Source organism: Streptomyces sp. NPDC048461 (assembly GCF_055587105.1).
This window is the reverse complement of the sequence record NZ_JBVJGW010000005.1, coordinates 358582-380732: the sequence shown is the minus strand read 5'-3', so window position 1 is coordinate 380732 and position 22151 is coordinate 358582. Positions and strand designations below refer to the sequence as shown.

At 72.4% G+C, this 22151-nt stretch carries 20 protein-coding genes; 12 read left to right on the top strand and 8 right to left on the bottom strand.

Annotated elements, in window-relative coordinates; all coding sequences use genetic code 11:
• Window positions 1–146 precede the first annotated feature (146 nt).
• From ACZ6S8_RS12310 to ACZ6S8_RS12300, 3 genes are all read right to left on the bottom strand, one after another.
• Window positions 147–1631: a DUF2637 domain-containing protein gene (locus ACZ6S8_RS12310; RefSeq protein ID WP_469454845.1), complete on the bottom strand. Its 1485-nt coding sequence runs from the start codon at window positions 1629–1631 to the stop codon at window positions 147–149.
• A gap of 179 nt (window positions 1632–1810) precedes the next feature.
• The gene (locus ACZ6S8_RS12305) at window positions 1811–2590 is read right to left on the bottom strand and encodes a DUF3558 family protein (protein ID WP_469454843.1); all 780 of its coding nucleotides are present in this window, start codon (window positions 2588–2590) and stop codon (window positions 1811–1813) included.
• A gap of 113 nt (window positions 2591–2703) precedes the next feature.
• Complete coding sequence (locus ACZ6S8_RS12300) at window positions 2704–3585, bottom strand: DUF3558 domain-containing protein (protein WP_469454841.1); 882 nt, start codon at window positions 3583–3585, stop codon at window positions 2704–2706.
• Window positions 3586–3782: 197 nt separating this feature from the next.
• Here ACZ6S8_RS12300 and ACZ6S8_RS12295 point away from each other — a divergent pair, with 197 nt between their 5' ends.
• Together ACZ6S8_RS12295 and ACZ6S8_RS12290 are read left to right on the top strand one after the other, a co-directional pair.
• Window positions 3783–4976 carry an RtcB family protein gene (locus tag ACZ6S8_RS12295; RefSeq protein ID WP_469454839.1) on the top strand — a complete coding sequence of 398 codons (1194 nt, stop codon included), beginning with the start codon at window positions 3783–3785 and terminating at the stop codon, window positions 4974–4976.
• 173 nt (window positions 4977–5149) lie between these two features.
• Window positions 5150–5878, top strand: a complete 729-nt coding sequence (locus ACZ6S8_RS12290) for a polysaccharide deacetylase family protein (protein ID WP_469454837.1) — start codon at window positions 5150–5152, stop codon at window positions 5876–5878.
• Between the two features lie 37 nt (window positions 5879–5915).
• Here ACZ6S8_RS12290 and ACZ6S8_RS12285 read toward each other — a convergent pair whose 3' ends face one another.
• Both ACZ6S8_RS12285 and ACZ6S8_RS12280 read right to left on the bottom strand, forming a co-directional pair.
• The gene (locus ACZ6S8_RS12285; RefSeq protein WP_267844122.1) at window positions 5916–6683 is read right to left on the bottom strand and encodes an SDR family NAD(P)-dependent oxidoreductase; all 768 of its coding nucleotides are present in this window, start codon (window positions 6681–6683) and stop codon (window positions 5916–5918) included.
• Window positions 6684–6768: 85 nt separating this feature from the next.
• Window positions 6769–7104 (bottom strand): YnfA family protein, encoded by a 336-nt coding sequence (locus ACZ6S8_RS12280; RefSeq protein WP_383908925.1) that lies wholly within the window; start codon window positions 7102–7104, stop codon window positions 6769–6771.
• A gap of 113 nt (window positions 7105–7217) precedes the next feature.
• Between ACZ6S8_RS12280 and ACZ6S8_RS12275 the strand changes: the two genes are divergently transcribed.
• On the top strand, window positions 7218–7697 hold the full coding sequence (locus tag ACZ6S8_RS12275; RefSeq protein ID WP_469454931.1) for a hypothetical protein: 480 nt from the start codon (window positions 7218–7220) through the stop codon (window positions 7695–7697).
• A gap of 17 nt (window positions 7698–7714) precedes the next feature.
• On the opposite strand, the gene ACZ6S8_RS12270 is transcribed toward ACZ6S8_RS12275, so the two are convergent.
• On the bottom strand, window positions 7715–8458 hold the full coding sequence (locus ACZ6S8_RS12270; protein WP_469454834.1) for a Mut7-C RNAse domain-containing protein: 744 nt from the start codon (window positions 8456–8458) through the stop codon (window positions 7715–7717).
• Between the two features lie 251 nt (window positions 8459–8709).
• Window positions 8710–9147 (bottom strand): hypothetical protein, encoded by a 438-nt coding sequence (locus tag ACZ6S8_RS12265; RefSeq protein ID WP_267724140.1) that lies wholly within the window; start codon window positions 9145–9147, stop codon window positions 8710–8712.
• Between the two features lie 304 nt (window positions 9148–9451).
• On the opposite strand from ACZ6S8_RS12265, the gene hemL reads away from it, so the two are divergent.
• The 7 genes from hemL to ccsB all read left to right on the top strand — a co-directional run bounded on the left by hemL (window position 9452) and on the right by ccsB (window position 17206).
• A complete protein-coding gene (hemL, locus tag ACZ6S8_RS12260; RefSeq protein WP_469454832.1) occupies window positions 9452–10774 on the top strand; it encodes a glutamate-1-semialdehyde 2,1-aminomutase in 1323 nt (440 codons plus the stop codon).
• On the top strand, window positions 10771–11523 hold the full coding sequence (locus tag ACZ6S8_RS12255) for a histidine phosphatase family protein (protein WP_469454830.1): 753 nt from the start codon (window positions 10771–10773) through the stop codon (window positions 11521–11523). Before hemL ends, ACZ6S8_RS12255 begins: the two co-directional genes overlap by 4 nt.
• 147 nt (window positions 11524–11670) lie before the next feature.
• On the top strand, window positions 11671–12894 hold the full coding sequence (locus tag ACZ6S8_RS12250; protein ID WP_469454928.1) for a polysaccharide deacetylase family protein: 1224 nt from the start codon (window positions 11671–11673) through the stop codon (window positions 12892–12894).
• 66 nt (window positions 12895–12960) lie between these two features.
• Window positions 12961–13605 carry a TlpA family protein disulfide reductase gene (locus ACZ6S8_RS12245; RefSeq protein ID WP_469454827.1) on the top strand — a complete coding sequence of 215 codons (645 nt, stop codon included), beginning with the start codon at window positions 12961–12963 and terminating at the stop codon, window positions 13603–13605.
• Between the two features lie 4 nt (window positions 13606–13609).
• The gene (locus ACZ6S8_RS12240; RefSeq protein ID WP_469454826.1) at window positions 13610–14395 is read left to right on the top strand and encodes a cytochrome c biogenesis CcdA family protein; all 786 of its coding nucleotides are present in this window, start codon (window positions 13610–13612) and stop codon (window positions 14393–14395) included.
• 13 nt (window positions 14396–14408) lie between these two features.
• Window positions 14409–16121 carry a cytochrome c biogenesis protein ResB gene (resB, locus tag ACZ6S8_RS12235; protein ID WP_469454824.1) on the top strand — a complete coding sequence of 571 codons (1713 nt, stop codon included), beginning with the start codon at window positions 14409–14411 and terminating at the stop codon, window positions 16119–16121.
• Window positions 16118–17206 (top strand): c-type cytochrome biogenesis protein CcsB, encoded by a 1089-nt coding sequence (gene ccsB / locus ACZ6S8_RS12230; RefSeq protein ID WP_469454822.1) that lies wholly within the window; start codon window positions 16118–16120, stop codon window positions 17204–17206. Before resB ends, ccsB begins: the two co-directional genes overlap by 4 nt.
• Window positions 17207–17282: 76 nt before the next feature.
• Here the strand turns inward: ccsB and ACZ6S8_RS12225 are convergent, their stop codons facing one another.
• Window positions 17283–18698 (bottom strand): MFS transporter, encoded by a 1416-nt coding sequence (locus tag ACZ6S8_RS12225; RefSeq protein ID WP_469454820.1) that lies wholly within the window; start codon window positions 18696–18698, stop codon window positions 17283–17285.
• Window positions 18699–18805: 107 nt separating this feature from the next.
• Here ACZ6S8_RS12225 and ACZ6S8_RS12220 point away from each other — a divergent pair, with 107 nt between their 5' ends.
• Together ACZ6S8_RS12220 and ACZ6S8_RS12215 are read left to right on the top strand one after the other, a co-directional pair.
• Complete coding sequence (locus ACZ6S8_RS12220) at window positions 18806–19726, top strand: LysR family transcriptional regulator (protein ID WP_469454818.1); 921 nt, start codon at window positions 18806–18808, stop codon at window positions 19724–19726.
• 240 nt (window positions 19727–19966) lie between these two features.
• Window positions 19967–22030 carry a galactose-binding domain-containing protein gene (locus tag ACZ6S8_RS12215; RefSeq protein WP_469454815.1) on the top strand — a complete coding sequence of 688 codons (2064 nt, stop codon included), beginning with the start codon at window positions 19967–19969 and terminating at the stop codon, window positions 22028–22030.
• Window positions 22031–22151: the final 121 nt, after the last annotated feature.

Genomic DNA, 22151 nt, shown 5'->3' with positions numbered 1-22151 from the left:
ACGTGAGCGAGAACGCGAAAGAAACTTTCAGACCGGACGCGCCCCCCCCGCCCGCCGCCCCCCCCGCCCCCGCCGGGCCCGCCGCCCCCCCCCCCCCCCCCGCGCCCCCCCCCCCCCCCCCCCCCCCCCCCCCCCCCCGCCGCCGGCTACGCGATGTGCTCGGCTTCCAGCTCCCGCTGGTACCGCTGCTTGAACGCGGGGATCATCCTGCGCAGCAGGGAGCCGCTGCGCGGGTGGGTCACGCCGTACCCGTCGGAGAGGTGTATGTCGAGCGCCTCGGGCGTCGGGAAGTCGCTCTGCTCGCCGACGAGCGCGACGAACACTTTGTACGCCATGGCGGCGAACTCGGCCTCGTCGGGCGTCTCCGCCGGCTCGGGCACGTCGGGCGCGGCGGGCGCGGGCACGGGCGCCCCGGCCGCGTCGGCGGGCTCCCGGCGCGGGGCCGGGACCGGCAGGTCCGGCTGCGGCGACTGCTGCCGCGGCTCCTCCGGGCCGGTCGGCGGCATCACCGGGATCGGCTCCAGACCCTCGACGTACTGGGGGTTGTAGCCGCCCTCGTACGCCGCCTGCGGGGCCAGCGGCGCCGCGAACCAGGCGCTGTTGTGGGCCGCCGGCATGGCCGTCGGGTCCACCGCGAAGGGCGGCGGGACGTGGGCGGCGGCAGCGGCCGAGGCCGCCGCCTGCGCGGCGGTCTCCGGGAACTGGGGCTGGAGCGGCTGCTGGTCCGGTTGCGGCTGCTGCGGCTGCTGCTCCGGCCGGGTCTCGGCCTGAGCCGGGGCGTGCGCCTGGGCGTGCGCCTGGGCCTGTGCCTGGGCCGCCGCCGATTCCAGGGCGGGCGTGGACGCCGCCGGGGCCACCTCGGCGGAGGGGCCGGCCACCACGGCCGTCAGGGCCGGCGACACGGCCGGCACGGGAGCCTGCTGCGCCGGGGCCAGCAGCGCCGGGTCGATGCCCGCCGCCGCCAGGCCCTCCGGGGCGGTGTGCGCCAGCGGTACGCCGATCCGGGCCAGCCGCAGCGGCATCAGCGCCGCCACCGGGGCCTTGCGCCGCCAGGCGCGCCCGTACCGCGCCTGCAGCCGCGCCTGGTAGATCAGCCGGTCCTGCTCCATGCCGACGGCCTGCTCGTAGGAGCGCAGCTCCCACAGCTTCATGCGGCGCCACAGCTTGAACGTCGGGATCGGGGAGAGCAGCCACCGCGTGATGCGGACGCCCTCCATGTGCCGGTCCGCGGTGATGTCCGCGATGCGGCCCACCGCGTGCCGGGCCGCCTCGACCGTGACCACGAACAGGATCGGGATCACGGCGTGCATGCCGACGCCGAGCGGATCCGGCCAGGACGCGGCGCCGTTGAAGGCGATCGTGGCCGCCGTCAGCAGCCACGCCGTCTGGCGCAGGAGGGGGAACGGTATCCGGAGCCACGTCAGCAGCAGGTCCAGCGCCAGCAGCACGCAGATCCCGGCGTCGATGCCGATCGGGAACACCAGCGAGAAGCTGCCGAAGCCCTTCTGCAGGGCGAGCGTGCGCACCGCGGAGTACGAGCCGGCGAACCCGATCCCCGCGATGACGACGGCTCCGGCGACCACGACGCCGATGAGTATCCGGTGCGTACGAGTCAGCTCCATCGCGGCCACCCGCGATCCCCTCCCCTTGTCGAGCACTTACCGACCACTTACCGCGCCTTTACCGAGCCGCGGCAGGCACAGCGTACGGGTGACTGGATGTCAGCGCTCCGGTAGGCCCCGCGCCGGCGGCCCGGAGGTCCCGGACGGCGGACCGCCGGGCCGTGCCGAAGGGCGGGCCGCCGTGACCGCTACTGCTGGGCCGGCGCCGACGGGGACTGCTCCGCCGGCTGCTCCGGTGCCTTCTGCTGGTTGGCCGCGTCGACCGAGGCCACCGTCTCCTTGGCCGCCGCGACGGCGTCCTGGAGCAGCTTCGCCTGGTCCGGGGCGCCGGCGCCCTCGTACGCCGCACCGTTGTAGTCGAGCGTGACGACCACGTTCTGCGTGCGGGCCACGATCGTGGTGTTGAAGAAGTCGACGTCCTTCTTCGACGTGAACACCACCGACGTCCCCTGCTCGCCGATGCCGCCGGCCGGCTCCGCCTTCACGTTCTGCGCGCCCTCGGCCGCCTTCGCGGTCTCGACCTGCTTGTTGTACTGCTCCTCGGCGCGCTTGTTCGCGGAGCCGAGCGAGGCGTGCGAGTCGTAGCGGAAGAGGGAGATCGAGAGCCAGCGGTACTGCGAGCCCTTCAGACCGTCCTCGTCCAGGCCGTTCCACGAGCAGCTCGCCCGGCTGGCCAGGTCGTTCGACTTCGTCGCCGTACCGTTCTTGTCCTTGGCCTCCGGCACGAGCGTGCCGATCGTGCCCGCCTGGACCGCCTTGCACGGGTCCGGCAGCGTCGCGTAGGCCGCCTTCTCCAGGGTCGGCGACGGCTTGGCGCTCGGCTTGGCGGATGCGGAGGAACCGGACTTCTTGCCGTCGTTCGAGCCCGAGGCCTTGCCCGAATCGGACGAGCAGCCCGCAACGGTGAGGATCACCGGGACGGCTGCGCAGGCGAGAACGCGGGAGAAGCGCGAGGCTGATCGGTGCATGTTTCCTTCAGTACGTTTGTCTGACTTCTTCGGACGGCGGACCCGGCAACGGTAGCCCGACCCGGCGCTCGTCTGCTGTGCGCGCCGTCACGCCCCGCCGCCGCGCGCCCCTCTCACTCGTTCAACTGCTCGACCAGATCGGCCGCCAACTGCCGTGCCCTGTCCTGGGTTTCGGTGCTGGGCGGGACCGCGCCCGGCAGCGACGGCTGCACGCTGTACTCGACGGTGACGATGACATTCGAGGTACGGAACACAATCCGCACCGTGCGCGCCTGCGCCGCCGTCGCCCCGGCGGCACTCAGCTTGTCGTCCAGGAACGCCTCGTTGCCGAGCCCCGTCAGGACGCGGGAGCCCAGCTCGGTGGGGGACGCGCCGGGCGTCGGGCCGGCGGTCGACGATGCGCTGCCGGACGGCGCCGGGTTCGCGGCCGGCGGCGTGGGCGTGGGCGTGGGTGACGGCGCGGGAGCGCCGGCGGGGCTGCCGGCCGGGCTTCCCGCGGGGCTTCCCGTGGGCGTCGGGGCCGGTCCGGGGAAGGGCAGCTTCGCGTCGGTGAGCTGGCGCACGAAGACCTGCCGCGCCTTGTCGTCGTCGCTCGCGGTGGCCCGGTCGTACGACACCACGCGCTCGAAGCCGACCGACAACAGGCGCGTGTCCTCGGCGCTCTGCGCGGTCCACCGGCAGCCGACGCGCCGGTCCCCGTCGTACGAGGCGGCGGCCGATCCGGCGTACAGCCGGTCCCGCTCGGCCGGGGGCAGAGTCTCGGCGGCCGGCAGCATGGCCTTGAGCCGCTTGCCGTCGACGGCCTTGCAGGGCGCGGGCAGGCTTCGGTACTTGCCGGGCTGCGCGGGCGCGGCGACGTTGCCGCCGGGCTTGTCGTCGTTCGTGGCCCTCGTGCCGCTCCCGCCCGTGCACCCGGCGAGGCCGGTGACGCCGGCCGCGAGCGCGGTCAGCATGGCGATGCCTGGCAGGAGGTCCCGTACCGACTTGCGCTGCACGTCCCATGGCTCCCTTCGACCGACGGCCCCGAGGACCCCGACGGTCAGGAAAATGCGTTGCCGCGCTGTGGGCGCGGGTGGACACAATGTCTATCGCACACGCTGGTGCCGGCGCCGGTTCCCTGTCGTATTTGGGATCAAGAGCGAGGTTTTTGCGTATTCAGACTTTTCTTTGGTTTTCGGGGGATTAAGACGTTATGTCGTATGTAGAGGTGCCCGGGGCGAAGGTTCCGATCCGGATGTGGACCGACCCCGCGTCGGTCGAGGACAGTGCGATGCAGCAGCTCCGCAACGTCGCCACCCTCCCGTGGATCAAGGGCCTGGCCGTCATGCCGGACGTCCACTACGGCAAGGGCGCGACGGTCGGCTCGGTCATCGCGATGAAGGACGCGGTCTGTCCGGCGGCGGTGGGCGTGGACATCGGCTGCGGCATGTCGGCGGTCAAGACGTCCCTGACGGCGAACGACCTGCCGGGCGACCTGTCGGGCCTGCGGTCGAAGATCGAGCGGGCGATCCCGGTGGGGGCCGGAATGCACCGCGAAGCGGTGGACCCGGAGCGCCTGTACGGGTTCACGGACGCGGGGTTCGGCGACCTGTGGGAGCGGTTCGACTACATCGCGGACGCGGTGAAGTACCGGCGCGATCGGGCGATGCGGCAGATGGGAAGCCTTGGCCAGGGCAATCACTTCGTAGAAGTCTGCATCGATGTGTCCGGTTCTGTGTGGCTCATGCTGCACTCCGGATCGCGGAACATCGGCAACGAGCTGGCCGACTTCCACATCAACGTGGCGCGCGGGCTGTCCCACAACCAGGGACTCGTCGACCGGGACCTGGCGGTCTTCCTCGCGGCGACTCCGGAGATGGAGGCGTACCGCAACGACCTCTTCTGGGCGCAGGAGTACGCGAAGTTCAACCGGGCCGTGATGATGAGCCTCTGCAAGGAGGTCTTCCGGAAGGAGTTCCGGAAGGCGAAGGTGTCCTTCGACCGGGAGATCAGCTGCCACCACAACTACGTGTCGGAAGAGCGCTACGACGGCATGGACCTGCTGGTCACCCGCAAGGGCGCGATCCGCGCCGGCAGCGGTGACTACGGGATCATCCCGGGCTCGATGGGCACGGGCTCGTACATCGTGAAGGGGCTCGGGAACGAGAAGTCCTTCAACTCGGCCTCGCACGGGGCGGGCCGGAAGATGAGCCGGACGGCGGCGAAGAAGCGGTTCTCGGCGAAGGACCTGGCGGAGCAGACCAAGGGCGTCGAGTGCCGCAAGGACTCGGGCGTCGTGGACGAGATCCCCGGTGCGTACAAGTCGATCGAGCAGGTCATCGACCAGCAGACCGACCTGGTGCAGGTCGTGGCCAAGCTGAAGCAGGTCATCTGCATCAAGGGCTGAGCCCGCGGGCGGATGGTGAAGCGGGGAGGCCCGGACCGGGACGGTCCGGGCCTCCCTTTTCGTCGCGGGGTGCTCGTGCCGCAACTGGCCCGGAAGGGCGGCGAGTTGAGCCATGGGGAAAGTGGGTGACGGGGGATTGACGGGGGGAGTTGGTCTAGACCAAGGTGTGCCGCATGTGGAGATCTCGCGTGCTTCTGGCCGCGCTCGCGTCGTTGTCGCTCGCCCTCGGGGCCGCCGGATCCGCTCAGGCCGGGGCCGGGGAGGGGGACGGTCCGGCCGGGGTCGCCGACGCCGCGGGAGGGCGGCCCGGGGTGGGGCTGCCGCCGGTCGTGTCGCACGTACCGACGCAGGAGAAGGTCGTCTTCATCACGATCGACGACGGCTGGAACCACGATCCGGAGGCCGCCCGGATCCTGCTGGAGAAGCGGGTGCCGGCATCGCTGTTCCTGCTGCCGGGAGCGACCGCGTACGACACGCAGTACTTCACCGCTCTCACCGAGCAGGGGCGCGCGACCGTCGAGAACCACAGCGTCAACCACCCCGACCTGACCGCGCTCGACGCGGCCGGCAAGGACGCCGAGGTGTGCGGGGCGGGGGAGCAGCTGGAGGCGGCCTTCGGCAGGCAGCCGAAGCTGCTGCGGCCGCCGTACGGGGCCCTGAACGACGACGTGCGGCTCGCGGCGAAGGCGTGCGGGGTGAAGGCGGTGATCACCTGGACGCACGACTTCACGACCTGGAGCGGGACGCCGGCGACGCCGCAGCTCAAGAGCGGCGACATCGTGCTGCTGCACTTCACCCCGACACTGGCCGCGGACCTGCGGCGGGCGCTGGACGCGGCGAAGGCCGCCGGGCTGAAGCCGGCGGCCCTCATGCCGCACCTGAAGGCGGCCGGTCTGGTCTGAGCCGGGCGGGCCCGCGACGGCCCGTGCGGCCCGCGGCCTACAGGCCCAGGTCGCGGTGGACCTTCGTGTTCGAGGCCTGGGCGCGGGGGCGGACCACCAGCAGGTCGATGTTGACGTGGCTGGGACGGGTCACCGCCCAGGTGATGGTGTCGGCCACGTCGTCGGCGGAGAGGGGGGCGGCGACGCCCGCGTAGACCTTCTCCGCCTTCTCGGTGTCGCCGCGGAAGCGGGTGGTGGCGAACTCCTCGGTCTTGACCATGCCGGGGGCGATCTCGATGACGCGTACGGGCTGGCCGACGATCTCCAGGCGGAGGGTCTCGGCGAGGACGCGGGCGCCGTTCTTCGCGGCGACGTAGCCGGCTCCGCCCTCGTACGTGGAGTGCCCGGCGGTGGAGGAGAGCACGACGACCGTGCCGTCGCCGGAGGCGGTGAGGGCGGGGAGCAGGGCCTGGGTGACGTGGAGGGTGCCGATGACGTTGACCTCGTACATCGTGCGCCAGTCCGCGGGGTCGCCGGTGGCGACGGGCTCGGCTCCGATGGCGCCGCCGGCGTTGTTGACGAGGACGTCGCAGCGCTCCAGGGACGCGGCGAAGGCGTCGACGGCGGCGCGGTCGGTGACGTCGAGGGCGTGGGCGGCGGCGGAGTGGCCGGCCGCGGTGATCTCGGCGGCGAGGGCCTCGATGCGGTCCTTGCGGCGTGCCGTGAGGACCACGTGGTAGCCGGCCGCGGCGAGTTGCCGGGCGGTGGCCGCGCCGATGCCGCTGCTCGCGCCGGTGACTACGGCGGTTCGGGTGGCCGTGCTCATGTGCGGGCTCCTCGCTGTTGCTCGGTCGGTCGTTCGTTCAACCGTACGGGCGCTTCCCCGCCAGCATAGGCGCGGGCGGAGCCGCTCACCGGCCGCGCGGGGCGTACATGATCAGGGCCATGCCGGCCAGGCAGACGAGGGCGCCGGCGATGTCCCAGCGGTCGGGGCGGTAGCCGTCGGCGACCGCGCCCCAGACGAGGGAGCCGGCGACGAAGACCCCGCCGTAGGCGGCGAGGACGCGGGCGAAGTCGCCCTGGGGCTGGAGGGTGGCGACGAAGCCGTAGAGGCCGAGGGCGATGACCCCGGCGCCGATCCAGGCCCAGCCCTTGTGTTCGCGCACGCCCTGCCAGACGAGCCAGGCGCCGCCGATCTCCAGGAGGGCGGCGAGGGCGAAGAGGGCGGCGGAGCGGGCGATCAGCATGGCCCCACGGTATGCGGGTGCGGGGGTGGGCAGATGGGGGTGGGCGCGCCCTCGTTCGTGTGATGGTCCGACCGGACGGGGCGGGTGCTGGCTAGCCTCCGCGCGTGGAGGTGATGGCGGTGCGCCGTGGTGCCGTACGGAGTGTGGTGGTGGCCGGGTTGCTGACGCTCGGCGTGAGTGTGCCGGCGGGAGCCCATGCGTGGACGGGGCCGGAGGCCGACGTGGCGTACCACGGGCGGGTCGCGCTGTCCCACGGGCAGCTGCGGGTCTGGCTGGTCCCGGAGAACGACGGTCCGGCCGCCCTGGCGAACGCGACGGTGCGGGTGCGGCTGTCGGCGGACCTCGCGGACCGGCAGGAGCTGGCGGGGGGCTGCGCGCGGGCGGGGCTGCGCGAGGTGGTGTGCGAGACGGGGCCGCTGCCGCTGCACGGGCGGGGACGGCACATCGGGCTGGAGCTGGGGCTGCGGGAGCCGGCGGCGGAGGTGGTGGTGCGGGTCGACACGTGGTGGAACGGCGGGGCGACGGACCGGAACCACCTCAACAACGACCACGTGGTGCTGGCGCTGGACACGGGTGACGCCTACGCCTTCTGAGGGCGGGGGCGTGCGCGTCAGGCCGTGCCGGGGGAGGCCGTGCCGAATTCGGCGAGCGCTTCCTCGACGATGTGCTCCAGGCGGGCGTGGTGCGCGCCGCGCCAGTACACGCGCTCGCAGTCCGCGCACTGGGCGAAGACGTCGTAGGAGCGGTGGGTGCCGTCTTCCAGGTGCTCGCCGACGCTGTCCTTGGTGGCTTCGCGGAGCGTGCCGTTGCACGCGGTGCAGCGGGTCCAGGGGGCGAGCGCGGGGGCGAAGCGGCCGAGGATGTCGCGCAGTTGCTCGTCGGGGTTGTCGCTGTACACGTACGCGCCGGCGAAGATCTCGCGGCGGCGCAGGAGTCCGCGGTCGCGGGAGAGCAGGACGCGCTGTTCGGCGGCGGAGCGGGTGGCGAGGGCGGGGTCGCCGATGTCCTCGTTCTCGTACGCGGCGTCGACGCCGAGGAGGCGCAGGCGGCGGGCGAGGGTGCCGAGGTGGACGTCGAGCAGGAAGCGGAGGGGGGCGCCGGGGACGTGCTGCGGGCGGTCGACCGCGAACACCTCGACGGACTGGCCGTCCTGGGGGACGTAGGAGACGGGCACCTCGTGTCCGTCGACGAGCAGCCGGCCGACTTCGGTGAGCGGGACACCGGCCGATTCGACGACGTGGCCGAGGCTGGAGGCGCCGTCGGTCGTGGTCGGTACGCGTTCCGCGCGCCGGCTGGGCGGGGCGAAGAGGCGCAGTTCAGGGGCGAGGGTGAGCTGAATGCCGGGTCCGTTCACCGGGTCAGCATGCCACTGCCGAGGGGGTGGCAGCGTCCGAATTACCGGGCACCGCCGCCGCCCCCGCCCCGGGCGCCGTCACCGCTCGCGTACGCGAGCGGTTTGTCGCGGCGTCGTCGGCGGCGGAGGGCGGTGCGGACCGCGGCCGGTGGTGCGCGGAGGGTCGGGAGAGCGCGGCGGGCCGTCAGGGTGGAGCGGCGAACGGCCGCGGGGAGAGGGGGCGCCCGGGGGCACGGGGGGAACGGGGAAGCTCAGGGCCAGACCAGGCAGTACGGCTGGTGGCCGGCCTCGTGGAGGCGGTGGGAGAAGTCCTGCCATTCGTGGAGGAGCTGGTAGACGTTGAACGCGTCGCGCGGGCCGCCGCGGTCGGGGACCGTGGACCAGATGAAGGCGGCGGCGCCCACCGACTCCTCACCGATGCCGCGCAGCGGGTCGACCACGGTCATGGGGAGCTTGACCACCGCGTAGTCGGGGTGCAGGACGACGAGTTCCAGCGGGGGCACCTTGTGGAGGGGTATGCCCTCGATGCCGGTCAGGACCATCGCGGCCACCGTCTCCGGCTTGATCTTGCTGAAGAGGCCGCCCATGCCCAGCTCGTCGCCGCCGAGCTCCTCGGGCCGCATCGTGACCGGGACGCGGGCCGCCGTCGCGCCGTCGGGGGCGCCGAAGTACTTGTACGTCACTCCCATGCCGCGCCCCCGGGGGAGGTCGTCGGGGGCGTCCAGCGGGTTCGGTACGGCGTCGGCCGCCTCGGTGGAGCGGCGGCGGTGCCTGCCGCGGCGGCGGGATTCGCGGGCCTCGCGGGCGCGCTGCGGGTCGAGGCCGTCCGTACCCTCGCCCGGTCCACCACCGCGTTGCATATCTCCACCCGACTGGTATTGCCTGCCCCGACCCCGCGGCCCCCGCCACGCAGCCTGATCATCATGGCAGTGACCTCCCCCGCGGTGGCGCGGTGAAACGCCCGTCCGCAAGTCTGTCGCGGCCTCTGAGACCATGGCTGGTGTGAGCTACCCGTACCCGTATGAAGCCCCAGTTTCGCAGACGCTCTTCGAGCGTGCGTCCCTCGTGACCCCCGGCGGCGTGAACTCTCCCGTGCGCGCCTTCCGCGCCGTGGGCGGTACGCCCCGGTTCATGGTGTCCGGCACCGGTCCGTACCTCACGGACGCGGACGGACGGGAGTACGTCGACCTCGTCTGCTCGTGGGGACCGATGATTCTCGGCCATTCCCACCCGGAGGTGATCGCCGCCGTCCAGGCGGCCGTCGCCCGCGGTACGTCCTTCGGTACGCCCGGTGAGGGCGAGGTCGCGCTCGCGGAGGAGATCGTCGCGCGCGTCGAGCCCGTCGAGCAGGTGCGCCTGGTGTCCTCCGGCACCGAGGCGACCATGTCGGCGATCCGGCTGGCGCGCGGCTTCACCGGGCGCGCCAAGGTCGTGAAGTTCGCCGGCTGCTACCACGGTCACGTGGACGCGCTGCTGGCCGCCGCCGGTTCCGGCCTCGCGACCTTCGCGCTGCCGGACACCCCCGGGGTGACCGGTGCGCAGGCCGGCGACACGATCGTGCTCCCCTACAACGACCTCGAAGCGGTCCGTGCGGCCTTCGCCGCGCACCCCGGCGAGATCGCCTGCGTGATCACCGAGGCCGCGCCCGGCAACATGGGCGTGGTGACGCCGGCGGAGGGCTTCAACCAGGGGCTCGCCGACCTGTGCCGCGCGGACGGCGCGCTGTACATCTCCGACGAGGTGATGACCGGATTCCGCACCTCGCGCGCGGGCTGGTACGGCGTCGACGGGGTCAGGCCCGACCTGATGACCTTCGGCAAGGTCATGGGCGGCGGCTTCCCGGCCGCGGCCTTCGGCGGCCGGGCGGACGTCATGGGCCACCTGGCGCCCGTCGGCCCCGTCTACCAGGCGGGCACCCTCTCGGGGAACCCCGTCGCGACCGCCGCGGGCCTCGCGCAGCTGCGTCTGCTCGACGACGCGGCGTACGCGAAGATCGACGCGGTGTCGCGGGAGATCCAGGGCCTGGTGACGGCCGCGCTCGCCAAGGAGGGCGTGGCGCACCGGGTGCAGACCGCGTCCAGCATGTTCTCCGTCTTCTTCACCGAGGACGAGGTCCGTACCTACGACGACGCGAAGAAGCAGGAGTCCTTCCGCTTCAACGGGTTCTTCCACTCGATGCTGGCGCAGGGCGTCTACCTGCCGCCGTCGGCCTTCGAGTCCTGGTTCGTGTCCACTGCCCACGACGAGCAGGCGGTCGAGCGGATCGCGGCCGCGCTGCCGGCCGCCGCCCGGGCCGCCGCGGAGGCCACCGCATGAGCGCCCCCGGCAACCACACCGGCACCAACAGCAACACCGACACCGGCACCGGCAACAGCCGCCTGCCCGGCGACGCCCCCGACTTCACCGTCGTGCACCTGGTGCGCCACGGGGAGGTGCACAACCCCGACGGCGTCCTGTACGGCCGCCGCGCGGGCTACCACCTGTCCGAGCTGGGCCGGCAGATGGCCGACCGGGTCGCCGAGCACCTCGCGGGCCGTGACATCACCCACGTGGTGGCCTCCCCGCTGGAGCGGGCGCAGGAGACGGCCGAGCCGATCGCCAAGAGCCACGGCCTGGACCTGGCGACGGACGCGCGGCTGCTGGAGGCGGGCAACGTCTTCGAGGGCAAGACCTTCGGGGTCGGCGACGGTGCGCTGCGCAAGCCCGGCAACTGGAAGCACCTGACGAACCCGTTCAAGCCCTCCTGGGGCGAGCCGTACGTCGAGCAGGTGGTCCGGATGATGAGCGCGCTGGAGACGGCGCGCGACGCCGCCCGCGGCCACGAGGCCGTGGCGGTCAGCCACCAGCTGCCGATCTGGATCGTGCGCAGCTTCGCGGAGAAGCGCCGGCTGTGGCACGACCCGCGGCGCCGCCAGTGCACGCTGGCCTCGCTGACGTCGTTCACGTACCAGGGGGACACGCTGGTGTCGGTGGGCTACAGCGAGCCGGCCCGGGACCTGGTCCCGGCGCACCTGCTGGCGGGTGCGAAGCCGGTGAAGGGCAAGTCGAAGGCGTTCGGCGCCTGATCGACGGTCTGTTACGAACCGTTACAGCTTTACCTAAATAAATACAAGTCGCATGGGAATCACCGTTCTAGTACCGCACAACTCATCGAATTGTCCGTTTATATGGGCAATGACGTGTGGGTGGCGAGGGACGACGAGGACGGTGACATGCGCGACTTCAGTCGAAGGGGAGTGCTCGGACTCGGACTTGGCGCCGTGGCGGCGGCCGGCATCGCCGGCTGCGGTTCCGGTGACGCCGGTTCGGGCGGTCCGGGGCGGGGGGATTCCACCTCCGGTCCGGGCGGACCTCCCGTCAGGTCCATCGGCGACGGCTCCACGGCCGACACCGGGCCGCAGCCGAACCAGCCGGACAAGCCCGTGCCGCTCCAGCCGGGCGAGACCCCGCCGCAGTTCGTCGTCTTCAGCTGGGACGGCGCGGGGGAGGTCGGCAACGGCCTCTTCCCGCGCTTCCTCAAGCTCGCCAAGGACCACGGCGCGGCCATGACCTTCTTCCTCTCGGGCCTCTACCTCCTGCCCGAGTCGAAGAAGGCCCTCTATCAGCCGCCGAAGAACCCCGTCGGGGCCTCGGACATCGGCTACCTCAAGGACGAGAACGTCCGCAACACCCTGAAGTACGTGCGCGAGGCGTGGCTGGACGGCCACGAGGTGGGGACCCACTTCAACGGCCACTTCTGCGGCGGAGCGGGCTCCGTCGGCCGCTGGAGCCCCGAGGACTGGCGCAGCGAGATCGACCAGGCCGTGTCGTTCGTCACCAACTGGCGGACGAACACCGGATTCACCGACCTTGAGCCGCTGCCCTTCGACTACCGCAAGGAGCTCGTCGGCGCCCGCACCCCCTGCCTCCTCGGCCGGGACGCCCTGCTGCCCGCCGCGGGGACCCTGGGGTGGCGCTACGACTCCAGCTCCCCCGGCGGCCTCCAGGCCTGGCCGGTGAAGAAGTCGGGGCTCTGGGACCTGCCGCTGCAGTCCCTGCCCTTCCCGGGCCACTCCTTCGAGGTGCTGTCGATGGACTACAACATCCTCGCCAACCAGTCGAAGAACACCACCCGGGGCGTCCCGGCCAACTACCCCGCCTGGCGCTCCCAGGCCACGGCCACCTACCTCGGGGGATTCCGGCGGGCGTACGAGACGAACCGGGCCCCGCTCTTCATCGGCAACCACTTCGAGGAGTGGAACGGGGGCATCTACATGGACGCGGTCGAGGAAGCCCTCAAGGGCATGGCGGACAAAAGGGACGTACGGCTCGTATCCTTCCGGCAGTTCACCGACTGGCTCGACGTCCAGGACCCCAAGGTGCTCGACCGGCTGCGCGGCCTCGCCCCCGGCCAGGCGCCGGCCGGCGGCTGGAACACGTACCTCGGTACCGCCTGACCAGGGCATTGACAGGGCGCCGGGGGGCGCGGTAGATCGACGAATTGCTCATGCGAAACTTTTCACATGAGCCTTAGCCGCGCACGTGCCCGTCGACGCAGCAGCCGCTCGACCAGCGGTCGCGCCCTCCTGCTGACCGCGGCGACCGCCGCGGGCGTCCTGGTGCTGGCGTCCTGCACGTCAGCGGACGGCGGCGGCAAGCCCTCCGGCGGGTCCGGCGGCAACTACGTCACGGGCCCCTCCGGCATCTCGACGGTCGCCCGCGGCGAGCGCGTCGCGGCGCCCAAGCTCGACGGCCCGACCGTCGACGGCCAGACCCTCGACACCACCACCCTCAAGGGCAAGGTCGTCGTCCTCAACGTGTGGGGCTCCTGGTGTCCGCCGTGCCGCGGCGAGGCCAAGTACTTCGCGAAGGCGTCGAAGGAGTACGCGGACGCCGGCGCCGACGTCGCCTTCGTCGGGATCAACACCCGCGACGCCGGCACGCAGAACGCGACCGCGTTCGAGGAGACGTACGGGATCACCTACCCGAGCCTCTTCGACCCCGACGGCAAGCTGATGCTCCGCTTCCCCAAGGGCACGCTGAACCCGCAGGCGATCCCCTCCACGATCGTCCTCGACAAGGAGGGCGGGATCGCCGCCCGCGCCCTGGTCGCGATCAACGACGAGCAGCTCCGCTCGATGATCGACCCGCTCGTCGCGGAGAAGTGACCCGGTGCTCACCACTGTCCCCGACCTCCTCCTGGCCGCCGAGCCGACGGGCGTGAACACCACCGTCCTCAACGGGACGCTGTTGCTCGCGCTGCCCATCTCGGTCCTGGCCGGGCTCGTCTCCTTCTTCTCGCCCTGCGTGCTCCCGCTCGTCCCCGGCTACCTCTCCTACGTGACCGGGGCCAGCGGCGCCGACCTCGCCGAGGCCCGGCGCGGCCGGATGCTGGCGGGCGCGAGCCTGTTCATCGCCGGATTCACCGCCGTCTTCGTCTCCACGGGCGCGCTCTTCGGGTTCTTCGGCTCCACCCTCCAGGAACACCGGACGCTGATCTCCCGGGTCCTGGGCGCGGTCGTCATCCTGATGGGGCTCTTCTTCATGGGGGCGATCCCCGGTCTGACGATGCGGGAGTTCCGCTTCCACCGGAAGCCGACGGCGGGCCTGCTCGGCGCGCCGCTCCTCGGCGTGCTCTTCGGCGTCGGCTGGGCCCCCTGCATCGGCCCGACCCTGGCGGCCGTCACCACGCTGTCCATGGACCAGGCGAGCGCCGGCCGCGGCGCGCTGCTGACCGTCGCCTACTGCCTGGGGCTGGGCGTGCCCTTCCTCCTCGCCGCGGTCGCCTTCCGCAAGGCGCTCGGCACTTTCAGCTGGGTCAAGCAGCACTATGCGTGGGTGATGCGGATCGGTGGCGGCATGCTGATCCTGACCGGCCTGCTGCTCGTCACAGGAACGTGGGACAGCATCGTCAGTGACATGCGGGACTGGACCCAAGGCTTCACGGTGGGGATCTGAGGACTTAACGCACATGAGTACGACAGACAAGGCGTCCGCCGAGGCGCCCCAGCAATCCGAGGACGCCGCCGAGCCCGCGCTCGGCGCGGCCGGCGCCCAGCTGTCCACCGCACCGTTGGAGGACTCGCCCGCCGCGGCGGCCGTCGGCATCGGGGTGATCGGCTGGGCCCGCTGGTTCTGGCGCCAGCTCACCTCCATGCGGGTCGCGCTGATCCTGCTCTTCCTGCTGTCGCTGGGCGCCATCCCCGGGTCCCTGATCCCGCAGAGCGACGTCGACGCGATGAAGGTCGCCGAGTGGCAGCGGACCCACGAGTTCTGGGTGCCGCTCGCCGAGAAGCTCCAGCTCTTCGACGTCTACACGTCGTTCTGGTTCTCCGCGATCTACATCCTGCTGTTCGTGTCGCTGATCGGCTGCATCGTGCCGCGCACCTGGCAGTTCGTCGGCCAGCTCCGCGGCCGCCCGCCGGCCGCGCCCCGGCGGCTCGACCGGCTCCCCGCCCACACCACCTGGCGCACCGGGGCCTCCCCCGAGGAGGTCCTCGCCCACGCCGAGGCCCTGCTGGGCCGGCGCCGGTTCCGCACCGAGGCCGGGACGGGCCACGTCGCGGCGGAGAAGGGCTACCTCCGCGAGACCGGCAACCTGATCTTCCACCTCGCGCTGATCGTGATGCTGGTCGCCTTCGCCTGGGGCAAGCTCTACACCTCGGAGGGCGGCAAGCTCGTCCTGCGGGGCAGCGGCTTCTCGAACACGCTCACCCAGTACGACGACTTCAAGTCCGGCAGCCTCTTCACCCCCGACGACCTGCCGCCCTTCAGCTTCACGCTGGACAAGTTCGACGCCACCTACGAGGAGTCGGGCCCGCAGAAGGGCACCCCGCGCGACTTCAAGGCGTACGTCACCCTCAGCAAGGGCGCCCACGGGGCCCCGCAGAAGGCCGAGATCGAGGTCAACAAGCCCCTCGAAGTCGACGGGGCCAAGGTCTACCTGCTCGGCCACGGCTACGCTCCGGTCATCTCGGTGACCGACCCCACCGGCAAGGTGATCTTCCGCAACGCCGTCCCGATGCTGCCGCAGGACGCGAACCTCACCTCGGCCGGCGCCATCAAGGTCACCGACGGCTACAAGAACAAGAACGGCGAGAAGGAGCAGCTCGGCTTCTCCGCCCAGTTCGTGCCGACCTTCGCGGGCAAGGGCGGCGGCACGATGCTGTCCCAGTTCCCCGCCGCGAACTTCCCCGTCATCGCCCTGAACGCCTACCACGGCAGCCTCGGCGTGGACTCGGGCCTGCCGCAGAACGTGTACCAGCTGGACACGCGCAAGATGCAGCAGTTCAAGAAGGAGAACGGCGATCCGTTCGCCCAGATGCTGGTGCCCAAGGAGACGATGACCCTGCCCGACGGCGCGGGCACCGTGACCTTCGAGGGCATCGAGCGCTGGGCCACCTTCTCCGTCACCCGCCAGCCCGGCAGCGGCCTCGCCCTCGCGGGCGCGATCGCCGCCATCGGGGGACTCGCCGGATCGCTGTTCATCCAGCGCCGCCGGATCTGGGTGCGGGCGGTGCCCGGCAAGGACGGCGTGACCGTCGTCGAGATGGCGGGCCTCGGCCGCAGCGAGTCCGCCAGGCTCCCGCAGGAGCTGGCGGACCTGGCCGCCGTGTTGCACGAGCAGGCGCCCTCGGCGCCCCACCCTGTCGAAGCAGAAGAAGAACAAGGAGAGCGCGGATGACGCTGCTCGCAGCCGCAGCCAACGAGAGTCTGGCCGAGCTCAGCAACAAGCTGATCTACGCGTCGATGGCGGTCTACACCCTCGCCTTCTTCGCTCACATCACCGAGTGGGTGTTCGGCAGCCGCAGCAAGGTGGGCCGTACGGCCGCCGCGCTGACCGGAGGCGGGGCGGGGGCACGGGGCGCGGCCCCGGCCGTCCAGGTCCGGAGCAAGGGCGGCACCGCCGTCCTCGACAAGCCGAAGGTCGTCACGCGCTCCGCCGCGGGCACCCGCGACGTCCCGGACGGCCCCGGCGCGGCCGGCGGCACGGAGAAGGGCGACCTGTACGGACGGATCGCGATCTCGCTGACCGTGCTCGCCTTCCTCGTCGAGGCGGCCGGCGTGGTCACCCGCGCGCTGTCGGTGGAACGGGCCCCCTGGGGCAACATGTACGAGTTCTCGATCACCTTCTCCACGGTGGCCGTCGGCGCGTACCTGGCGCTGCTGGCCCTGAAGAAGAACGTCCGCTGGCTCGGCCTGATCCTCGTCACCACCGTCCTGCTGGACCTCGGCATCGCCGTGACCTGGCTGTACACCGAGAGCGACCAGCTGGTTCCGGCGCTGCACTCGTACTGGCTGTGGATCCACGTCTCCACCGCGATCTTCTGCGGCGCGGTCTTCTACATCGGCGCGGCCGGCGCGGTCCTCTACCTCTTCCGCGACTCCTACGAGGCCAAGCTGGCCTCCGGCGGGAAGCCGGGCCGGTTCGCCACCTCCGTCATGGAGCGGCTGCCCTCGGCGGGCTCCCTCGACAAGTTCTCGTACCGGATCAACGCCGCGGTCTTCCCGCTGTGGACCTTCACGATCATCGCGGGCGCGATCTGGGCGGGCGACGCCTGGGGCCGCTACTGGGGCTGGGACCCCAAGGAGGTCTGGTCCTTCGTGACCTGGGTGGCCTACGCCTGCTACCTGCACGCCCGCGCCACCGCCGGCTGGAAGGGCCGCAAGGCCGCGTACCTCGCGCTCTTCGCCTTCGCCTGCTGGATCTGGAACTACTACGGCGTCAACATCCTGCTCAGCGGCAAGCACTCGTACGCGGGCGTCTGACCCGCCCTCCCCGACCGCACGCCGAAGCCGGTGTCCCGCCCCCGTGGCGGGACACCGGCTTCGCCGCGTACGGGGCTCAGGGCCGGGCGGCCGCCGGAGCCGGCTCGGGGGCCGCACCGAGGTCGCGGCCGGGTGCGGCCGGGCGGCGCAGCCCCGACGCGGTGACCGCGGCCGCCAGCAGCACCGCCGCGAACGGCACGAGCAGCGCGGCCCGGTACCCGGCGAGCGGATCGGCGTACGCGGCGGCCACCGCGGTCACCGCGGACAGCCCGAGCGCCGCGCCGAACTGGAACGAGGTGTACAGCAGCCCGCCGGCGAGCCCCTGGTCCTCCTCCGCGACGCCCTCGGTCGCCACGATCGTCAGCGGCCCGTAGACCAGGGCGAAGGCCAGACCCAGCAGGATCAGGCTCGGCAGCATCACCAGGTAGCTCCAGTCGGCGCCGAGCGGCAGGAACAGCCCGTACGACAGCGCCGCGAGGAGCAGCCCGGCGAAGATCAGCCGGCCGTTTCCGACGCGGGCCACCAGCCTCGGCACCACCGTGGGCGAGAGCACCGCGTCGATGCCGATGACCACCATCGCGAGGCTGGTCTGGAGCGTGGACCAGCCGCGCAGCTCCTGCAGGTACAGCACGGCCAGGAACTGGAAGCCGAAGAAGGCGCCCGAGAACAGCAGCCCGGCGGCGTTCGCCCGCAGCAGCGGCCACGACCGCAGCACCCCGGGGCGCACCAGCGGTGCGGGGGCCCGCCGCTCGACCGCGGCGAACAGCGCCAGCAGCGCCAGCCCCGCACCGACCGTCGCGGCGGTCCACGCGGCCCCGGCGTGCGCGGCCCGCTCCACGCCGAGCACCAGCAGCACCACCGCCGAGGTCACCAGCAGCCCGCCGGCCACGTCGAGCCGCTGCCCGGCCGCCCGCCGCGGCCGCGGCGACTTCGGTACGAGGGCCAGGGCGCCCACCAGGATCACCGCGGCCAGCAGCACCGGCGCGAAGAACACCCAGCGCCAGCCGGCGGAGGTGAGCAGGCCGCCCGCGACCAGGCCGACGGAGAACCCGCCGGCGGCCGTGCCGGAGTAGACGAGCAGGGCCTTGTCGCGCTGCGGCCCCTCGTCGAAGCCGGTGGTGATGACCGACAGCCCGGCCGGGGTCATGAAGGCCGCCGCGACCCCCGTCACGAACCGGGCGGTGATCAGCTGCCAGCCCTCGGTGGCGAGGCCGCCGAAGCCGGAGAAGACCAGGAAGACGGTGAGCCAGCCGACGAACATCCGGCGCCGCCCGAACACGTCGGCGGCCCGGCCGCCCAGCAGCATGAAGCCGCCGTAGCCGAGGACGTAGGCGCTCATCACCCACTGGAGCTCGCCGGTTTCGAGGCCGAGGTCGGCACGGATGGACGGCAGGGCGACGTTCAGCATCGCGACGTCGATGCCTTCGAGGAAGATCGCGCCGCACAGGACGAGCAGCACGCCCAGGCGGCGGCCGCGGAGGGGACTGGACATGGGTGTCCTCGCAGAAGGGGGTTGAGGGGGTGACCGTTGCCGGTCCGACCACCCTCGCCCGCCGTCCCGCGGGGAACAACGCCGAAGAAAGCAACGTTCGTTCAGTCATGCTTACCGACCGCGACGAGCTGGACTGCTTCCTGATCCTCGCCGGGGAACTGCACTTCGGCCGGACCGCCGAACGCATGCTGCTCTCGCGGGCCCGCGTCAGCCAGCTCGTCCAGCGGCTGGAGCGGCGCGTCGGCGCGCCGCTGTTCCTGCGCACCAGCCGCAGTGTCGCCCTGACCGCCCTCGGCCGGCAGCTGCGCGCCGACCTCGAACCCCACCACCGGGGCATCGCGCGGGCGCTGGAGCGGGCCGCGGCGACGGCCCGCGCCGCCGACGGGGTCCTGCACGTCGGCTTCACCACCCCGCCCGCCGGGGAGCTCGTCCTCAAGGCCGCCGACGCGCTGCGCGCCACCCACCCGGGGCTCGCCGTCGAGGTCTGCGAGGTGCCGCTGTCCGACCCGTACGGGCAGCTGCGCAGCGGGGACTTCGACGTGCAGTTCGCGGAGTTCCCGGTACGGGAGGCCGACCTCGGCGAGGGGCCCGCGCTGCTCACCGAGGCGCGGGTGCTGGCGGTGGCCGCCGGGCACCCGCTGGCCGGTCGGGAGACCGTCGCGCTGGAGGACCTGGCCGGGGTCCCGCTGCTGGCGGTGGCCGGTGACCTGCCCCCGTACCGGCGCGAGCACCAGGCGCCGGCCCGCACCCCGGCCGGCCGGCCGATCGGGCGGGGGCCGGAGGTGACGAACATGCAGGAGGCGCTGATGCAGGTCGCCGCGGGCCGGGGCGCGCTGCTGACGTCGGCGCACACGGCGACGTACTACGCCCGCCCGGGGGTGGCGTACGTGCCGTTCGCGGACGCGGAGCCGGTCGGCTACGGCCTGGTCTGGCGCGCCGCCGACAACTCCGGTGCGGTACGGGCCTTCGCGCGGGCGGCGCTCGAAGCGGCGGGCGCCGGAGCGGCGGGGCGGGGCGGGGCGGCGTAGGGGCGGAGCGGCGTAGGGGGTGGGGCGGCGTAGGGGGTGGGGCGGGGATCAGGCGCCGTCCCGGGAATCCGACGATCCGTCAGGTCATTCGTCCCGGACCCTTGACTCCGTACCCGGCGGTAGCCATTCTCGGACGCACCGATTGTGGGGAACATGTCAACGCCCTGTCCGGGGTTGGCCGTGTCCCCGGACGGTTCCGGTACCCCCAGACCGCGTGCTCCGCCGACCGAAGACACGGTGATGACGATGACCCACCCCGCCCGCCGCAGACCAGGCCCGTTCGGCCTGCTGACGCTGTGCCTCGCCGTGGCGGCGCTGCTGCTCGGCCTCGCACCCGCCTCCTCCGCCGACCCCGGCTGGTGGAACCCGACCGCGCGCCCCGCCCCCGACTCCGCCATCAACGTCACCGGCGAGCCCTTCAAGGGCACCGACGCCCAGGGCAAGGTCCGCGGGTTCGTCGACGCCCACGACCACCTGATGTCGAACGAGGGCTTCGGCGGCCGCCTGATCTGCGGCAAGCCGTTCTCCGAACAGGGCATCACCGACGCCCTCAAGGACTGTCCGGAGCACTACCCGGACGGCACCCTCGCGATCTTCGACTACATCACCAACGGCGGCGACGGCAAGCACGACCCGGACGGCTGGCCGACCTTCAAGGACTGGCCCGCGCACGACTCGCTGACCCACCAGCAGAACTACTACGCCTGGGTCGAGCGGGCCTGGCGCGGCGGCCAGCGGATCCTCGTCAACGACCTCGTCACCAACGGGGTCATCTGCTCGGTCTACTTCTTCAAGGACCGCGGCTGCGACGAGATGACCGCCATCCGCCTGGAGGCGCAGAAGACGTACGACATGCAGGCCCACATCGACAAGATGTACGGCGGCGCCGGCAAGGGCTGGTTCCGCATCGTCACCGACTCGACGCAGGCCCGCCAGGTCATCGAACAGGGCAAGCTGGCCGTCGTCCTCGGGGTGGAGACCTCCGAACCGTTCGGCTGCAAGCAGGTCCTCGACGTCGCCCAGTGCAGCCGCGCCGACGTCGACCGGGGCCTGGACGAGCTCCACGCCCTTGGCGTGCGCAGCATGTTCCTCTGCCACAAGTTCGACAACGCGCTGTGCGGGGTCCGCTTCGACTCGGGCGCCCTGGGCACGGCCATCAACGTCGGCCAGTTCCTCTCCACCGGCACCTTCTGGCAGACCGAGCAGTGCACCGGCCCGCAGCACGACAACCCGATCGGCCTGGCGGCGGCCGCGTCCGCCGAGAAGCAGCTCCCCGCCGGCGTGTCCGTACCGGCGTACGCCGCCGACGCGCAGTGCAACACCCGCGGCCTCACCGACCTCGGCGAGTACGCCGTCCGCGGCATGATGAAACGCAAGATGATGCTGGAGATCGACCACATGAGCGTCAAGGCCGCGGGCCGGGCCTTCGACATCCTGGAGTCCGAGTCCTACCCGGGCGTCATCTCCTCGCACAGCTGGATGGACATCGACTGGACCGAGCGCCTCTACAAGCTCGGCGGGTTCGCCGCCCAGTACATGAACGGCTCCGAGGCGTTCAGCGCCGAGGCCAAGCGCACGGACGCCCTGCGCGACAAGTACAACGTCGGCTACGGCTACGGCACCGACATGAACGGCGTCGGCGGCTGGCCCGGCCCCCGCGGCGCCGACACCCCCAACCCGGTGCGGTACCCCTTCCGCAGCACCGACGGCGGATCGGTCATCGACAAGCAGACCACCGGGCAGCGCACCTGGGACCTCAACACCGACGGCGCCTCCCACTACGGCCTGGTCCCGGACTGGATCGAGGACGTGCGGATCACCGGCGGCCAGGGCGTCGTGGACGACCTCTTCAAGGGCGCCGAGTCCTACCTCGGAACCTGGGGCGGCTCCGAGAAGCACAAGGCCGGCGTGAACCTCGCGGCCCGCGCGCCCGCGTCGGCCAGCTCCGCCGAGTGGAACCCGTTCACGAGCTACGCCCCCGGGCGGGCCGTCGACGGCGACCGCGGCACCCGCTGGGCCAGCAACTGGAGCGACGACCAGTGGCTCCAGGTCGACCTCGGGTCCCCGACCCTGGTCGGACGCGTCACCCTCGACTGGGAACGCGCGCACGCCAGGGCGTACCGCGTCGAGCTCTCCGCCGACGGCACGAACTGGCGGACCGTCTGGTCCACCACCACCGGCGACGGCGGCCTGGACACCGCGCAGTTCACCGGGACGTCGGCGCGCTACGTGCGCGTCCACGGGACGGGGCGCGGCACCCAGTGGGGCTACTCGCTCAACGAGGTCGGCGTCTACAGCCGCTGACGGGCACGGTTCGACCCACCGGGTCCGGGGGGGGGGGGGGCCCCCCCCCCCCCCCCCCCCGCCCGCCCCCCCCCCCCGCCCCCCCCCCCCCCCCCCCCCCCCCCCCCCCCCCCCCCCCCCG

Bases quoted from the DNA above. Each gene is read 5' to 3' on its own strand.
- ACZ6S8_RS12305 (WP_469454843.1), bottom strand. From the start codon at position 2,590: ATGCACCGATCAGCCTCGCGCTTCTCCCGCGTTCTCGCCTGCGCAGCC.
- ACZ6S8_RS12295 (WP_469454839.1), top strand. From the start codon at position 3,783: ATGTCGTATGTAGAGGTGCCCGGGGCGAAGGTTCCGATCCGGATGTGG.
- ACZ6S8_RS12290 (WP_469454837.1), top strand. From the start codon at position 5,150: ATGTGGAGATCTCGCGTGCTTCTGGCCGCGCTCGCGTCGTTGTCGCTC.
- ACZ6S8_RS12285 (WP_267844122.1), bottom strand. From the start codon at position 6,683: ATGAGCACGGCCACCCGAACCGCCGTAGTCACCGGCGCGAGCAGCGGC.
- ACZ6S8_RS12280 (WP_383908925.1), bottom strand. From the start codon at position 7,104: ATGCTGATCGCCCGCTCCGCCGCCCTCTTCGCCCTCGCCGCCCTCCTG.
- ACZ6S8_RS12275 (WP_469454931.1), top strand. From the start codon at position 7,218: ATGGCGGTGCGCCGTGGTGCCGTACGGAGTGTGGTGGTGGCCGGGTTG.
- ACZ6S8_RS12265 (WP_267724140.1), bottom strand. From the start codon at position 9,147: ATGGGAGTGACGTACAAGTACTTCGGCGCCCCCGACGGCGCGACGGCG.
- hemL (WP_469454832.1), top strand. From the start codon at position 9,452: ATGGCTGGTGTGAGCTACCCGTACCCGTATGAAGCCCCAGTTTCGCAG.
- ACZ6S8_RS12255 (WP_469454830.1), top strand. From the start codon at position 10,771: ATGAGCGCCCCCGGCAACCACACCGGCACCAACAGCAACACCGACACC.
- ACZ6S8_RS12250 (WP_469454928.1), top strand. From the start codon at position 11,671: ATGCGCGACTTCAGTCGAAGGGGAGTGCTCGGACTCGGACTTGGCGCC.
- ACZ6S8_RS12245 (WP_469454827.1), top strand. From the start codon at position 12,961: ATGAGCCTTAGCCGCGCACGTGCCCGTCGACGCAGCAGCCGCTCGACC.
- resB (WP_469454824.1), top strand. From the start codon at position 14,409: ATGAGTACGACAGACAAGGCGTCCGCCGAGGCGCCCCAGCAATCCGAG.
- ccsB (WP_469454822.1), top strand. From the start codon at position 16,118: ATGACGCTGCTCGCAGCCGCAGCCAACGAGAGTCTGGCCGAGCTCAGC.
- ACZ6S8_RS12225 (WP_469454820.1), bottom strand. From the start codon at position 18,698: ATGTCCAGTCCCCTCCGCGGCCGCCGCCTGGGCGTGCTGCTCGTCCTG.
- ACZ6S8_RS12220 (WP_469454818.1), top strand. From the start codon at position 18,806: ATGCTTACCGACCGCGACGAGCTGGACTGCTTCCTGATCCTCGCCGGG.
- ACZ6S8_RS12215 (WP_469454815.1), top strand. From the start codon at position 19,967: ATGACGATGACCCACCCCGCCCGCCGCAGACCAGGCCCGTTCGGCCTG.